Source organism: Lolliginicoccus lacisalsi, from assembly GCF_014841105.1.
GTDB classification, from domain to species: domain Bacteria; phylum Actinomycetota; class Actinomycetes; order Mycobacteriales; family Mycobacteriaceae; genus Lolliginicoccus; species Lolliginicoccus lacisalsi.
Map to the genome: position 1 here is coordinate 212,202 of NZ_JACYWE010000004.1, position 14,467 is coordinate 226,668.

Consider the following 14,467-nt stretch of genomic DNA (forward strand, 5'->3'; position numbering starts at 1 on the left):
ATCCCGGCGCATCGTCTGCCACCATAGGTGCTTGTGGAATCAGACCAGTTCACGCCTGCTGCCGGGACGGCTCCCCGCTATCACCGCGATGCCTCCGGTGTGCCCACTGTCACCATGATCGGTGGCGGCCAGCTCGCTCGCATGACCCACCAGGCCGCGATCGCGCTCGGCCAGTCAGTGCGCGTGCTCGCCGCGGGCGCCGGGGAATCCGCCGCCCAGGTGGCGCGCGATGTGGTCCTCGGGCGCCACGATGACCTCGCCGCGCTGCGCGAGGCGGCGCAGGGCAGCGATGCGCTGACCTTTGACCATGAGCATGTGCCACCGCAGCATCTCGAGACGCTGATCAGCGAGGGCGTCAACGTCCAGCCGCCACCCACGGCCCTGATCCACGCCCAGGACAAGCTCGTGATGCGCGAGCGCCTCGCCGCGATGGGCGCGCCCGTGCCCCCGTTCGTGCCGGTCCGGGCGGTCAGTGACGCGCTGGCGTTCGGCACCGAGCACGGGTATCCGTTCGTCCTGAAGGCCACCCGCGGTGGCTACGACGGCAAGGGCGTCTGGATGATCGACACCCCGGAGCAGGCCGAGGAGCGGGTCGCCGAGCAGCTCGGCGCGGGCGTGCTGCTGCTCGCCGAGGAGAAGGTCGCGATGCGGCGCGAGCTCTCCGCGATGGTGGCGCGGTCCCCGTTCGGGCAGGGGGCCACCTGGCCGGTGGTCGAGACCGTCCAGCGCGACGGAGTGTGCGCGGTCGTCACCGCTCCCGCCCCCGGGCTCGATGAGCGCACCGCGACGGAGGCGCAGGCACTGGCGCTGCGCATCGCCACAGACCTCGGGGTGACCGGCTGCCTCGCGGTGGAGCTGTTCGAGACGATGGACGGCGGCATCCTCGTCAACGAGCTGGCCATGCGCCCGCACAACTCCGGGCACTGGACGATGGACGGGGCCGTGACCTCGCAGTTCGAGCAGCATCTGCGCGCGGTCCTCGACTATCCCCTCGGCAGCACCGCGACCACGGCGCCGGTGACGGTGATGGCGAACGTGCTGGGCGCGGCCGAGCCGCCCGCGATGAGCATGGACGAGCGGGTGCACCACCTGTGCGCGCGCATGCCGGACGCGCGCATCCACCTCTACGGCAAGGGCGAGCGGCCTGGCCGCAAGCTCGGGCACGTCAACATCGTCGGCCCGCCCGGAGGCAGCAGCGAGGACCCCGACTACGTCCGGGCAGTCCGGGAGCGAGCGGAGCTCGCCGCGCAGTGGCTCATCCACGCCACCTGGGCCGACGGGTGGGACCCGCACACGGGCAGCTAGCCTGCTCTACGCTCCACAACGACAGCGATCATGCTCTCGCGCCCCGGTGCGCGTCCCACGGAACGAGGAGGCAGGATGACCCCCCAGGTCGGCTTGATCATGGGCAGCGCCTCCGACTGGCCCGTCATGCAGGCCGCGGCCGAGGCGCTCGCCGAGTTCGAGGTGCCTTTCGAGGTGGGGGTGATCTCCGCGCACCGGACCCCGCAGCGCATGCTCGACTACGCCACGGGCGCCGCGGCGGCGGGCATCAAGGTGATCATCGCTGGCGCTGGGGGAGCGGCACACCTTCCAGGCATGGTCGCGTCGGCCACGCCATTGCCCGTGATCGGCGTGCCCGTGCCGCTCAAGCACCTCGATGGCATGGATTCCCTGTTGTCGATCGTGCAGATGCCGGCTGGTGTGCCGGTGGCGACTGTCTCCATCGGCGGTGCCCGCAACGCGGGATTGCTCGCGGTGCGCATCCTCGCTGCCCAGGACCCCGCGCTGCGCCAGCGCATGGAGGAGTTCCAGCAGCAATTGCACCAGATGGTGCTCGGCAAGGACGAGAAGCTGCGCCGCTCCCTGCTCGGCGGCTAGGCACGCTGCCGCATCGCCGGACGGCAATCGATGCTGCCTTCGTGCTCCGCGCGTTCCGCCGGTATTGTCAGCACCAGGGCATGCTCCCGCACGATGGGGAAGGCATGGCCGCTGCGTACGCAAACCCGTACTGGATAATCGCACTATCGCACGCGAAGGAGCTGCACGAATGGCCGGCAACCCCGATTTTGATCTCTTCCAGCTCGCTGACGAGCACAACGAGCTGCGGGCCGCCATCCGGGGCCTGTGCGAGAAGGAGATCGCGCCCTACGCCGCCGATGTCGACGAGAACGAGCGCTTCCCCCAGGAAGCCCTCGATGCGCTCGTCGCCTCCGGCTTCAACGCGATCCACGTGCCCGAGGAGTATGACGGCCAGGGCGCTGACTCCGTCGCCACCTGCATCGTCATCGAGGAGGTCGCCCGCGTGTGCGGGTCCTCGTCGCTGATCCCCGCGGTCAACAAGCTCGGCACCATGGGCCTGATCCTCAGTGGCTCGGAGGAGCTCAAGGCGAAGGTCCTGCCCTCCATCGCGTCGGGCGAGGCGATGGCGTCCTACGCGCTGTCCGAGCGCGAGGCCGGTTCCGACGCGGCCGCCATGCGGACCCGCGCCAAGGCCGACGGCGATGACTGGATCCTCAACGGCTCCAAGTGCTGGATCACCAACGGCGGCAAGTCCTCCTGGTACACCGTCATGGCCGTCACCGATCCCGACAAGGGCGCGAAGGGCATTTCGGCGTTCATGGTCCACAAGGATGATGAGGGCTTCGTCGTCGGGCCCAAGGAGAAGAAGCTCGGCATCAAGGGCAGCCCCACCGCCGAGCTGTACTTCGAGGATTGCCGCATCCCCGGCGACCGCATCATCGGCGAGCCCGGTACCGGATTCACGACCACCCTGCAGACGCTCGATCACACCCGCCCCACCATTGGCGCGCAGGCTGTGGGAATCGCCCAGGGCGCCCTTGATGCGGCGATCGAGTACACCAAGGACCGCAAGCAGTTCAAGACCGCCATCGCGGACTTCCAGGGCGTGCAGTTCATGCTCGCGGACATGGCGATGAAGCTCGAGGCGGCGCGCCTGATGGTGTACCACGCCGCAGCGCGCGCCGAGCGCGGCGAGAAGAGCCTCGGCTTCATCTCCTCCGCCTCGAAGTGCTTCGCCTCCGATGTCGCCATGGAGGTCACCACCGACGCCGTGCAGTTGTTCGGCGGCGCCGGGTACACCCGTGACTTCCCGGTCGAGCGGATGATGCGCGACGCTAAGATCACCCAGATCTACGAGGGCACCAACCAGATCCAGCGGGTCGTCATGGCCCGGTCGCTGCTGCGCTGACCGGTTTGCGCTGACCAGCTCCACGACCATGGCACCGGCACCAGCCTCGCCGCGCGATCAGCGGCGGGCTGGTGCCGGTCTCGTCGAGCGATGGTTCCGGTTCACGCGAGCTCGTTGGCTGGGCATCGACATCGCCATCGCGGCGGTCGTCACGCTGGCCGCGCTAGCGTCACAGAGCGGACTGTTCACAGGCCCGCACGAGGTAGTGCTCGCCCTGCTGATGACGGTGCCGCTGGCATGGCGGCGCCTGCGACCAGCTTGGTCCGGCTTCACCATCGCCGCCGCGGCGTACCTGCACCTGTTGATATTCCAGGACTCGACCAGCGCCGGGCTCGGCGTGCTCTTCGCTGTGTACGGGCTCGCCGCCTATGCCGGCCCCTGGGCGAGCCGGATCGCCTGGCCACTGGCTGCTCTGGGCGTGGGCGTGTCCGCGTACCTCAGCGCGGCCGAGTTCGACCGCGAGCCGCGCTCGGCCGCGATCAACATCGTCTCCGTCGTCGCCCTGACCACGGTGGTCTACTTGTTCGGCCTGATCCGGCGCTTCCGGATCAACGAGGTGTCCGGGCTCACCGAGCGGGCGCGGCTCCTCGAGCTCGAGCGGGAGCAGGAGACCAAGCTCGCCGCCATCACCGAGCGCACTCGTATCGCCCGCGAGATGCATGACATCGTGGCGCACTCGCTCACTGTCGTTATCGCCCAGGCCGACGGCGGCCGCTACGCCGCCCGGGCCAGCCCGGAGGCAGCTACGGAGGCGCTCGAACAGATCTCCGCCACCGGTCGGCAGGCGCTCACCGACATGCGCGCGCTGCTGTCGGTCCTGCGCGACGGGTCTCCCCGCGAGACCGGAAGCACCCCGTCCGCCGAGGACATCCCCGCGCTGATCGAAGACATGCGCCGCAGTGGACTTGACGTCGAGCTCGTCATCGACGGCGAGGCCCGCGAAGTGCCCGCGGGACCCTCGCTCACCGCCTACCGGATCGTGCAGGAATCCCTCACCAACGTGCTCAAGCATGCCGGGCCCCGCGCGCGCGTGACCGTGGCGATCGAGTGGACGGACACGGCCCTGCGGCTGCGCATCACCGACGATGGCCAGGGTCTCGCCGGGATCCTCCCGCGGCCGGAGACCGCGGGGCAGGGCGTGCGCGGGATGCAGGAACGCGCCAGCCTGTACGGCGGCGACGTTACTGCCGGGCCGCTCGACGGCAGCGGGTACGAGGTCACCGCCCGGTTGCCCCTCGCCAGCCCGCGCTAGCCCCCGGCAACCACACCCGCCAGGACGGCGAGCCCAGCGCATCCCGCCAGCACCACCACACTGATCCGGGCACGCTCGACCAGGATGGCGACGAACTCCCGGAGGAAGGCGCTCGGAAGGAAGTAGGCGGCGGTGCGAGATCCGACCACATCGGCGTCGAGCCCCACTGCCCGGGCCGTCAGGGCGGCGCGCAGCGCGTGATAGTTGCTTGTCACCACGACCACTGGTCCGGGGATCTCGTTGGCGGCGAGCACGCGCGACGAGTAGCGCAGGTTCTCCTCCGTGTCCCGGGCCTGGTCCTCCACCAGGATGCAGGCGCCCGGAACTCCTTGTGCCAGCAGGTATTCCGCCATCGCCGTGCCCTCGGCGCGGGGCTCGTCCGGCCCTTGCCCGCCGCTCGGCACCAGCACTGGCCGCGTCGCGGCATCCGAAGAGCGCCAGAGCCTGATCGCCCGGTCGAGCCGATGCCGCAGCAGCGGCGGAATGCCGCCATCGAGCAATCCCGCGCCCAGCACGACGATCGCGCCCGGGGCCGCAACCCGGACCACCAGGCCGTAGAACACCGCGTAGGCAGCAACCACGAGGAACAGCACGGTCAGGTACGTTCCCGCGAGGAAGAGGAACACTGCCAGGCCAGTCAGGGCTGGCTGGCCCGCCATAATGAGCTGCAACGCCACTAGCGGCAGCACCAGCAGGGCGAGGCCGGCGAGGAACGACAGAAGGTTGCCCAGGTTGCGCCCCTCCCGCTGCATCATGACCACGCCGTTGGCCAGGAGTAACCCCACCAGCGCGATCGCGAGGAACGGAAGCAGCAGGAACGCGGCGAACCATACGATCCGCACCCCGGGAATCGCTGTTGCCACCAGTTCCACCAGCGCGATCGTGCCGAACCACACGGTGCCCAGCAGCAGGAACCCGTTGCGCAGTCGCCGTTTCTCGGTGCTCCAGCTGCGCCACAGGGCGAGACCGAGCACCAGGGCCATCACGAGGCTGAGCACGACCCATTAGATCACCGCGCTGGCCATCGTGCCGATCGCCAGCCTGGCCGCATAGGGTGAATCCATGGTGGAGCAGCCGATCAAGGTAGCACTCGTCGACGACCAGCAGCTCGTCCGCGCGGGATTCCGCATGGTGATCGATTCCCAGCCCGACATGCACGTGGTGCTCGAGGCCTCCGACGGCCAGCAGGGATTGCGGGAGATCGACCGCGTCGGCTGCGACATCGTGCTCATGGACGTGCAGATGCCCACCATGAACGGCATCGACGCAACCCGCGCCATCACGAGCCACAGCGCGGGCGCTCCGCGCGTGGTGGTGCTGACGACCTTCGACAACGACGAGTACGTGCTCGGCGCGATCAGCGCCGGGGCAAGCGGATTCCTGCTCAAGGACGCCGATCCCGAGCAGCTCCTCGACGCCATCCGCACCGTCCACCGTGGCGATGCCGTCATCGCGCCCCGCGCCACCCGCAACCTGCTGCGCCCCCTCGGCCCCCTGATCGCGCCCGGATCCACTCGCGCGGAAACGTCCGCCCGCGCGCTGCCGAGCGAGCTCACGCCCCGCGAGGTCGAGGTGCTCGCCGCGATGGCGCGCGGGCTCACCAACGGCGAGATCGCCGAGCAGTTCTTCGTCTCCGAGGCAACCGTGAAGACCCACGTCGGGCGCATCCTCGCCAAGACACAATCCCGCGATCGGGTGCAGGCCGTCATCCTCGCCTACCAGGCGGGCCTCGTCGATCCCGACGACGTGCTGCGCGGCGACTAGGCGTCCCTGCCCTCGGCATGGTTGGGCAGCGGGCGGCCGGCGCGGCAGAATGGACACGCACACCATCCGGCCCCGCCAGCCCGCGCGGGGGAAGAAGCCCCAGGAAAACTCGCTGTGTCGATACCCAAGATCGTGCTGTTCTACGTGTTCGCGCCATTGCCCGACCCCGAGGCGATCCGCTTGTGGCAGCTATCCCTGTGCCAGTCCAATGGCCTGACAGGGCGCATCATCATCTCTGGGCACGGGATCAACGCGACCGTGGGTGGCGAGCTCGCGGCGGTCAAGCAGTACGTGCGAGCCACGCGAGAGTACGCCCCGTTCAAGAAGGCCGACATCAAGTGGTCCGACGGGACGGGCGAGGATTTCCCCAGGCTGAGCGTGCGGGTGCGCTCGGAGATCGTCACGTTCGGCGCGCCCGAGGAGATCAAGGTCGATGCGGACGGCGTCATCGGTGGGGGAGCTCGACTGCGTCCCGAGGAACTGCACCAGTTGGTCGCTGAGCGTGACGATGTGGTGTTCTTCGACGGCCGCAACGAGCTGGAGGCACGCCTCGGTCGCTTCCGCGGCGCCGTGGTGCCCGATACCTCGACGACCCGCGATTTCCTCGCCGAGATCGAATCCGGCAAGCTCGATCACCTCAAGGACAAGCCCGTGGTCACGTACTGCACGGGCGGCGTTCGCTGCGAGGTGCTGACCGTCCTCATGCGCAACCGCGGCTTCTCCGAGGTGTACCAGCTCGACGGCGGCATCGTGCGCTACGGGGAGAAGTACCGCGACGAGGGCCTGTGGGAGGGCGCGCTCTACGTCTTCGATGGCCGCATGACCACTACGTTCTCCGACACCGCCCGCATCATCAGCAGGTGCGAGCTGTGTGACGCTCCCACGACGCGGCTGGAGAACTATCCCGATCCGCACGGCCGCGAGCTGACCCTGGTGTGCGAGGCGTGCAGCCCGCGAGCACAGGCGCTGGAGCGAGCAGCATCCGATGGCAGGTAGGACACCGCTGCCCGCGCGGGACGGCCTCGGCCCCGCTCGGGTGCGCATCGAGCACGGGGCCAGTGCGGCAACGATGCTCGACTACCTCCTCGAGCGGTTCCCCGGCAGCGACGGCTTCTGGCAGGCCGAGATGAGCCGCGGGCACGTCGTGGACCAGCACAGCCGCGTGGTGACGCAGTCCAGCCCCTACCGGCCCGGCCGCATCCTGTACTACTACCGCCAGCCCGTGCCCGAGCGCACGGTGCCGTTCGAGTTGCGGGTGCTGCACCAGGACGAGGCGATCGTGGTGGTGGACAAGCCGCACTTCCTGGCGACCATCCCGCGGGGGCAGCACATCACCGAGACGGTGCTGGTGCGCGCCCGGCGGCAGCTAGGGCTCGACGATCTGGTGCCTGCGCATCGCCTCGATCGGATGACCGCGGGCGTGCTGGTGCTCGTCGCCGACCCGCGCTGGCGCAAGGCCTACCAGGAACTATTCGCGCAGCGCCAGGTGCGGAAAGCCTACGAAGCGATCGCTCCGCACGATCCGGCGCTGGGACTGTCCCGCGCAGGGCAGGGCCCGCCGCGCACGGTTCGCAGCCGCATCACCAAGCAGTCCGGGGTGATGGTCGCCGAGGAAGTGCCGGGCGAGCCAAACAGCGAGACCCTCGTCGATCTCCTCGAGGTACACGGTGGCCTCGCCCGCTACCGGCTTCGGCCCGTCACCGGCAAGACCCACCAGTTGCGCCTGCACATGTCATCGCTCGGGGTGCCGATCCTCGGGGATACCTACTACCCGGTGTACCGGCCCTCGCGCGGCGACGACGACTTCACCGATCCGCTTCGGCTGCTCGCGCAGTCGCTGGAGTTCACCGACCCGATCACTGGCGCGGAGCGTCGTTTCGACAGCAGCCTCTCGCTGCGGTTCTAGAGTGGACGGCGTGGGCGAGACGTTCTGGGGACGAGTCCGTGCGGCGGCGCGCGGCCGAGCCTCGGTGATGCTGGTGACGATGCTGGCGCTCGGGTGGGCCCGCGTGTGGGGCGGGCGTCCGCGGTTCGTGCCAGAGCATTGGTTCTTTATCGCGCCCGGAATGCGCGGCGGTTTCGCGCGCGGCGGCACCACCGTCGGTGGAGTGTTCCTCACCGACCGGGAGCCATCGCCTCGCGTGATCCGGCACGAGGCGATCCACGCGGACCAGTGGGCACGCCACGGTCTGCTGTTCCCGTTGCGCTACTGGCGGGAGGAACTGCGGCACCCGATGGCGCGCAACCGCTTCGAGATCGAGGCGGGGCTCGAGGACGGCGGCTACCGGGCGCCCCGTGGCGGGGATTCTGCCTAGCGCGGGTTGCGCCGGGTCGACAGCGGGCCGGGTCGTGGAGTGGGCCGGGCCCAGAGTGGGCCGGGCCCCAAAAGCACCGGAAACGGCCAAACGCGATAGAAGCGGCCCTGGGTTGAGGGCTGCTTCTATCGCGTTTGCGGCGCCAGCGGCTCCAGCGGCGCCAGCGGCGCCAGTTGCGGCGCAAGCGGCACCAGCGTTCCCACGACTGGGCGCTACCCGATGCGGTGGGTGGCCTTCTCGCTGGCGGAGATCCTTCCGAGCGCGGCGGCATCGGCGTTGGCGACCTGGATGAGCGAGGCGCCCGCGGCGAGGACAGCGATGAATCCTTCGATGATCGACCCCGCATCAGTCCACGCTCGCGTGGAGATGATGCGGGAGCTGCTGTCCCAGCCTTGTTCCTCCGCGAAGGCACGCCCGCGGGCAAGCACGCTGGTGGCCGTCATTCCGTCGAGGGCCGGGGCATCGCTGCTAGGTGTCGCCTGGAACTGATCGCCATGCCCGGGCACGGTGGTCGCGAAATCGGTGACGCCGACGGGCAGGCCGGGCAGTGCGCGACCGAACGGGTCGAGCGAGAGCGCCGCGATCTCCTCGGCGTCACCGGCACCAGCGAGGGTGTCCGCGGTGGTGAACGCGAGCTGGGCATCCTCCGCCGCGCCGGCAAGCACCTCGCACCCGGCCCACCAGGCGCCGAGCAGGACGGTGGCAGTCTGCCAGTGCGCGGGAAGCAGCACCGCCACGCGATCGCCGGGGGCGAGCCCGAACTCGTCGCGCACCATGTTGCCGGTCTTTGCGGCCCAGTTGGCAGCGGTGGTCCCGGAGAGCTCGATGCGCTCCCCGGATGCCTGGTCGTAATAGGTGATCAAGGGGCGGGCGGCCTGGGCGCGGAGGATCGGGTCGAGCAGGGTGTCGGTCACATTCATGGTTTTCCCATCGATCGAGGGATCAGTCCGCGGAGGGTTTCATCAACGCCGGGATCAGTCCACGCAGGGTGGCCCGGCGTGCTCGGCGCTGACCGGGGGCGGAACGTCGCCCTCAGCGAGCACCACCTGCTCGTCAGGCTGGGGCATCTCGGGCGGGGCGGCTGCACCGGGGCCATCGTAGCGGGTGGTGAGCACTACCTGGATCTGGTCTTTGCGCAGGTCGAGGTCCTGCTCGAGCGGCAGTCCGCCCAGGTAGTCGGCGATGGCCCGCGCGGCGTCGCTACCGGTGTCGGCGGTGATGACCTTGCTGCCCATGGTTGGCTTGCCCAGCCAGTTGCCCACCTCGCCCTCGACGAACCCGACGCGGGTGAGCTCATCGACGACGCGAGTGGCGAGGCCCTCGAGGAGGCTGGCGTTGGCGACATTGACGGTGATATCGGAGGGGTCGAACCCGAAATCGGGGAGCGGTTCCTCCTGCTCGACCGAATCCGCGAGGACCTGCGCGAGCCGGGCCTCCACCTCTTCCGGATCGACCTCGACGACGCTTTGCGAGCCGTCGCTGCTCCAGGCGTTGGTGGTGACCACCGGGATGGTCTCGAACTGCACGTTGCCCGCGGCGAGGTCCTGGAACTGCTTGGCGAACGCCAGGATGTCCCAGTTGTCGTCGATGACCACGGATCGCTGGATGGCACTGCTCAGCTCACTGAGCTTGGAGGGGCTAGTGAGCACGTCCGTGCTGAGGACGCGGCGGGAGAGCGACGCCATGAATACCTGCTGGCGGTGGATGCGGCCGATGTCCATGCCCGGCAGGCCCTCGCGCTGCCGGACGAAGCTCAGGGCATCCGCGCCATCGAGCACCTGGCGCCCGGCGGGGAAGTCGGCTCCCGAGAGGGGATCGTACACGGCATTGTTCAAGCAGACCTCCACGCCGCCGATCGCATCGGTGAGCAGGAGGAAGCCCAGCAGCCCGATCTCGGCGTAGTGATCGACCGAGACACCGGTCAGCTCGGCGACGGTCTTGATGAGGGCGTCGCGGCCCGCGGCGGTAGCGATCGTCGCCGCCTCGTCGCGATCCATGCCCTCCTCCTCGACGAGCCGCACCAGCTCCTGGAAGCGGGTGGAGCCAAAGACGCTATTGATCTTCACCCTGCGGTCGCCCGGCCAGTCATCGCCCGGAACCTCGTCAGGAACGGTCACGTAGGAGTCGCGGGGGATCGAGAACGCGGAAGCGGACTCGCCATTGTCGGGCACCCGGATGAGCACGATGGTGTCCGTGTTCGTCGCATCCGCGTCGCCGGCATGCAGCTTGTCCCGTTCCTCCTGGGTCAGGGCGTTTCCATGCGCATCGGTGCGGCTGTCTGTGCCCACGAGAAGAATATCGATAGCGCCGTCCGCATCCTGCCCGAGCTCGAGGCCAGCGGCGGTGGCAAGGCGCGAGGCGAACGCGTCGTATTGCTGCCAGGCGAGACCGGTGGAGAGGAGCACGATGATCGAGGCCGCGGCAACGAAGGCCTTCGCCCGGCGCTCGAACCGGGCGCGGCGCGCGCGGGGGCCGTCCTGGTGGCCACGAGCAACGCGGGCCCGCTGCGGAGGCGGCGACCGGCGGGCTTGACGGGCAGGGGGCGGGGTACGGCCGCTGCGGGAGCGTGCCTGGTCCGGACGCGGAGCCCGCGCTCCCGGGCGGCGTCCCGTCCCGCGGGGGCGTCCTGGCTCCTCCCACTCGGGCACGATGCTGGTCCTTCCTTGGCGCTGCGGGCGATCGTTGATAACAAGTTAGGACTCTCAGGCTAACGAGGAGTCATCAACTATCGTTGGCGGCGCTCCGGAGCAGGTGGTGACGTGCAACACTGGATCCATCGAGTGGGCCGAAGCGTGCCGGACCGGCACGACCAGACATAGGGACAGGTGCTGAGCGTGCGGATCATCGTGATCGGAGCATCGGGACAACTCGGCAAGCAGGTGGCGCGCCTCGCGGCGGGCGCGGCCCACGACGTGCTGGGGTGGTCCTCGCGGGATGTCGACGTCACCGACGAGCATGCCGTCGCTGCGGCCATCGAAGCGGCACGGCCTTCCGTGGTGATCAATTGCGCGGCATACACGGCGGTCGATGCCGCGGAATCGGATTATCGCGCCGCCGCGGCGGTCAATGTGTCGGGCGCGGGGAACATCGCTGCGGCGTGCACGCGATCGCGGGCGCACCTGATCCATGTCTCCACCGACTATGTCTTCCCGGGGGATGCCCGCGAGCCCTATGAACCGGGATCGCGAGTGGGGCCGCGCACCGTGTATGGCCAGACGAAGTACGCCGGGGAGCTCGCTGTGCACGCGGTCCTGCCCTCGGCGCACATCGTGCGCACCTCCTGGGTGTTCACCGGGACAGGCAGCGACTTCGTGGCCACGATGCTGCGGCTCGAGCGCGAGCGCGACACTCTCCGCGTCGTCGATGACCAGTGGGGCTCGCCCACCTATTCAGTGGATCTCGCGGCTGGACTGGTGGAGCTCGCGACCAGCCGACGAGCAGGCCCGCTGTCCACCCAGCAGGCCACGTCGACGGCGCAGGAAGGCACGATCCTGCACGCCACGAATTCCGGCATCACCACGTGGTGGGGCCTCGCGCGCGAGGTCTTCGCCGCGGCGGGCGCCGACCCGGAGCGGGTGCAGCCCTGCTCGACCGCTGAGTTCCCGCGGCCCGCTCCACGGCCTGCCTCCTCCGTGCTCGGTGGCGAGTCCTGGCGGGCCGCCGCGCTCCGTCCCCTGCGGCCGTGGCGCGACGCGGTGCGGGAGGCCGTGCGGGTGGCTGTGGCGGACCCCCAGCGAATGATCGTCTCCGAGTCCCCGTGATCGACGTCCCCATGATCGACGTCCCGGTGATCGACCCCTTCGGGAACAGGCTCCCCATCGGAGCGTCGTAGTGGCATCGCACGCGCCGCGGGCCTCGTTGGCTACGCTGGCCGGTGTGCAGACACGACTTCCCGTGGTGACGGTGACCTACTCTCCCGGCGAGCATCTGGCAGGGTTCGTGACGTCCCTGGCGGAGGCGACCCGGCTCCCTGTCGATGTGATCCTCGCCGACAACGGCTCGGTCGATGGCGCGCCGGAGGCCGCGGAGCGCGACTATCCCAATGTCCGGTTGCTGCGCACGGGCGCGAACGTCGGCTACGGGGGAGCGATCAACCGCGCGGTGGCCGAGGTCGATCCGGCTGCCGAGTTCGTGATCGTCGCCAACCCCGACGTGCGGTGGGGGCCTGGTTCGATCGACGCCCTGCTCGAGGCCGCGCTCCGATGGCCGCGAGCCGGATCCCTCGGCCCCCTGATCCGCGATCCCGACGGCACCATCTACCCCTCCGCCCGGCATGTGCCGACGCTCTGGGGCGGCGCGGCCCACGCCATCCTCGGCGGGGCCTGGCCGTCGAACCCCTGGACGCGGGCGTACCGGCAGGAGGACGAGGACATCAGCGAGCGCCCCGTCGGCTGGCTCTCCGGATCGTGCTTGCTGCTGCGCCGGGCCGCGTTCGACTCCGTCAACGGATTCGACTCCCGCTACTTCATGTACATGGAGGATGTGGATCTCGGTGACCGCCTCGCTCGGGCCGGTTGGCTCAATGTGTTCGTGCCGACCGCCGAAGTGACGCATGCTAAAGGGCATGCCGCGGGCCGGCATCCCGAGCTCATGCTGCCCGCGCATCACCAGAGCGCGTACCGGTTCCAGGCGGATCGGCATCCAGAGTGGTGGCAGGCCCCTTTGCGCCTGGCGCTGCGTGGTGGCCTCGGCGCGCGATCGCGGATCGCGGTCGCGGTGGCGGAACGCAAGCAACGCGGGCAGAGAGGACAGTAGAAGGTCATGGCAGGCAGAGTTTTTCGCTTCACCCAGGGGCCGAGCGCGCAGGCGACGCCGAGCGCGGTGGACCGCAGCCTCGCGGACAACACCGACGCGGTGGTCCTCGTCGGGGGCAAGGGAACCCGATTGCGCCCCCTGACCCTCTCCGCGCCCAAGCCGATGCTGCCGACCGCGGGCCTTCCGTTCCTGCAGCACCTGTTGTCCCGGATCAAGGCGGCGGGCATCACCCATGTGGTGCTGGGCACCTCGTTCAAGGCCGAGGTGTTCGAGCAGCATTTCGGTGATGGCTCCGAGATGGGCCTCGAGATCGATTACGTGATGGAGGAGGAGCCACTCGGCACGGGCGGCGGCATCCGCAACGTGTACCCGAAGCTGCGGGGCGACACGGTGCTCGTGTTCAACGGTGATGTGCTGGGCGGCACCGATCCGCTCGCGGTGCTTGGCACGCACCACGAGAAGGACGCCGACGTGACGATGCACCTCGTGCGGGTGAGCGATCCGCGCGCGTTCGGCTGCGTCCCCACCGACGGCGACGGCCGCGTGCTGGAGTTCCTCGAGAAGACCCAGGATCCGCCGACCGATCAGATCAACGCGGGCTGCTACGTGTTCAAGCGCTCGGTGATCGAGAAGATCCCCGCCGGGCGCAACGTCTCCGTGGAGCGGGAGGTGTTCCCGAAGCTCCTCGCCGATGACGCCCGCGTGTACGGCCACGTGGATTCCGCCTACTGGCGCGACATGGGCACCCCCGAGGACTTCGTGCGCGGATCCGCTGACCTCGTGCGTGGCATCGCGCCGTCCCCAGCTCTGGAGGGGCAGAGCGGGGAGTCGCTCGTCCACGAGGGGGCGGGCATCGCCCCGGGCGCGCTGCTCATCGGCGGCACCGTCGTGGGCCGCGGCGCGGAGGTCAGCGGCGGCGCGCGGCTTGATGGCGCTGTCGTCTTCGATGGCGCGAAGGTCGATGCCGGCGCGGTCGTGGAACGCTCGATCATTGGCTACGGGGCGCACATCGGTCCGCGCGCGCTGATCCGCGACGCGGTGATCGGCGACGGCGCGCAGGTCGGCGCGCGCTGCGAGCTCATCGGTGGTGCCCGCGTGTGGCCGGGAGTGATGATCCCCGACGGTGGCCTGCGCTTCTCCACCGACGTCTAGCAAGCCCGCTGAATCGGT

14 protein-coding genes are annotated in these 14,467 nt (G+C 69.6%); 11 read left to right on the plus strand and 3 right to left on the minus strand.

The genetic code is table 11. The features are described 5' to 3' along the window. Positions 1-33 precede the first annotated feature (33 nt). The 4 genes from HT102_RS08810 to HT102_RS08825 all read left to right on the plus strand — a co-directional run bounded on the left by HT102_RS08810 (position 34) and on the right by HT102_RS08825 (position 4,463). Positions 34-1,305, plus strand: a complete 1,272-nt coding sequence (locus HT102_RS08810; protein WP_192039043.1) for a 5-(carboxyamino)imidazole ribonucleotide synthase — start codon at positions 34-36, stop codon at positions 1,303-1,305. A gap of 75 nt (positions 1,306-1,380) precedes the next feature. After that, complete coding sequence (gene purE / locus HT102_RS08815) at positions 1,381-1,881, plus strand: 5-(carboxyamino)imidazole ribonucleotide mutase (RefSeq protein WP_192039044.1); 501 nt, start codon at positions 1,381-1,383, stop codon at positions 1,879-1,881. Between the two features lie 169 nt (positions 1,882-2,050). Beyond that, positions 2,051-3,211 (plus strand): acyl-CoA dehydrogenase, encoded by a 1,161-nt coding sequence (locus HT102_RS08820; RefSeq protein ID WP_192039045.1) that lies wholly within the window; start codon positions 2,051-2,053, stop codon positions 3,209-3,211. Positions 3,212-3,239: 28 nt separating this feature from the next. Beyond that, complete coding sequence (locus HT102_RS08825; RefSeq protein WP_192039046.1) at positions 3,240-4,463, plus strand: sensor histidine kinase; 1,224 nt, start codon at positions 3,240-3,242, stop codon at positions 4,461-4,463. Here the strand turns inward: HT102_RS08825 and HT102_RS08830 are convergent. Next, positions 4,460-5,461 carry a YdcF family protein gene (locus HT102_RS08830; RefSeq protein ID WP_192039047.1) on the minus strand — a complete coding sequence of 334 codons (1,002 nt, stop codon included), beginning with the start codon at positions 5,459-5,461 and terminating at the stop codon, positions 4,460-4,462. The two genes, HT102_RS08825 and HT102_RS08830, sit on opposite strands and share 4 nt — an antisense overlap. Before the next feature lie 64 nt (positions 5,462-5,525). Here HT102_RS08830 and HT102_RS08835 point away from each other — a divergent pair, with 64 nt between their 5' ends. The 4 genes from HT102_RS08835 to HT102_RS08850 all read left to right on the plus strand — a co-directional run bounded on the left by HT102_RS08835 (position 5,526) and on the right by HT102_RS08850 (position 8,542). Continuing rightward, entirely contained in the window at positions 5,526-6,227 is a 702-nt protein-coding gene (locus HT102_RS08835; RefSeq protein ID WP_192039048.1) for a response regulator, read from the plus strand. Between the two features lie 114 nt (positions 6,228-6,341). Next, positions 6,342-7,223, plus strand: coding sequence for an oxygen-dependent tRNA uridine(34) hydroxylase TrhO (gene trhO / locus HT102_RS08840; protein WP_192039049.1), 882 nt, complete (start codon positions 6,342-6,344; stop codon positions 7,221-7,223). Beyond that, entirely contained in the window at positions 7,213-8,133 is a 921-nt protein-coding gene (locus HT102_RS08845; RefSeq protein ID WP_192039050.1) for a pseudouridine synthase, read from the plus strand. Before trhO ends, HT102_RS08845 begins: the two co-directional genes overlap by 11 nt. A gap of 67 nt (positions 8,134-8,200) precedes the next feature. Further along, a complete protein-coding gene (locus HT102_RS08850; protein ID WP_192039135.1) occupies positions 8,201-8,542 on the plus strand; it encodes a hypothetical protein in 342 nt (113 codons plus the stop codon). Between the two features lie 212 nt (positions 8,543-8,754). On the opposite strand, the gene HT102_RS08855 is transcribed toward HT102_RS08850, so the two are convergent. Both HT102_RS08855 and HT102_RS08860 read right to left on the minus strand, forming a co-directional pair. After that, the gene (locus tag HT102_RS08855) at positions 8,755-9,462 is read right to left on the minus strand and encodes a TIGR03089 family protein (RefSeq protein ID WP_192039051.1); all 708 of its coding nucleotides are present in this window, start codon (positions 9,460-9,462) and stop codon (positions 8,755-8,757) included. A 54-nt stretch (positions 9,463-9,516) separates the two neighbouring features. Continuing rightward, the gene (locus tag HT102_RS08860) at positions 9,517-11,190 is read right to left on the minus strand and encodes an LCP family protein (RefSeq protein ID WP_333473354.1); all 1,674 of its coding nucleotides are present in this window, start codon (positions 11,188-11,190) and stop codon (positions 9,517-9,519) included. Positions 11,191-11,376: 186 nt separating this feature from the next. Between HT102_RS08860 and rfbD the strand changes: the two genes are divergently transcribed. The 3 genes from rfbD (at position 11,377) to manB (ending at position 14,449) form a co-directional block, all read left to right on the plus strand. Next, the gene (rfbD, locus tag HT102_RS08865; RefSeq protein WP_408611334.1) at positions 11,377-12,303 is read left to right on the plus strand and encodes a dTDP-4-dehydrorhamnose reductase; all 927 of its coding nucleotides are present in this window, start codon (positions 11,377-11,379) and stop codon (positions 12,301-12,303) included. 115 nt (positions 12,304-12,418) lie between these two features. Further along, positions 12,419-13,297: a glycosyltransferase family 2 protein gene (locus HT102_RS08870; RefSeq protein ID WP_192039052.1), complete on the plus strand. Its 879-nt coding sequence runs from the start codon at positions 12,419-12,421 to the stop codon at positions 13,295-13,297. 6 nt (positions 13,298-13,303) lie between these two features. After that, positions 13,304-14,449, plus strand: coding sequence for a mannose-1-phosphate guanylyltransferase (gene manB, locus HT102_RS08875; protein WP_192039053.1), 1,146 nt, complete (start codon positions 13,304-13,306; stop codon positions 14,447-14,449). The last annotated feature ends 18 nt before the right edge of the window (positions 14,450-14,467 follow it).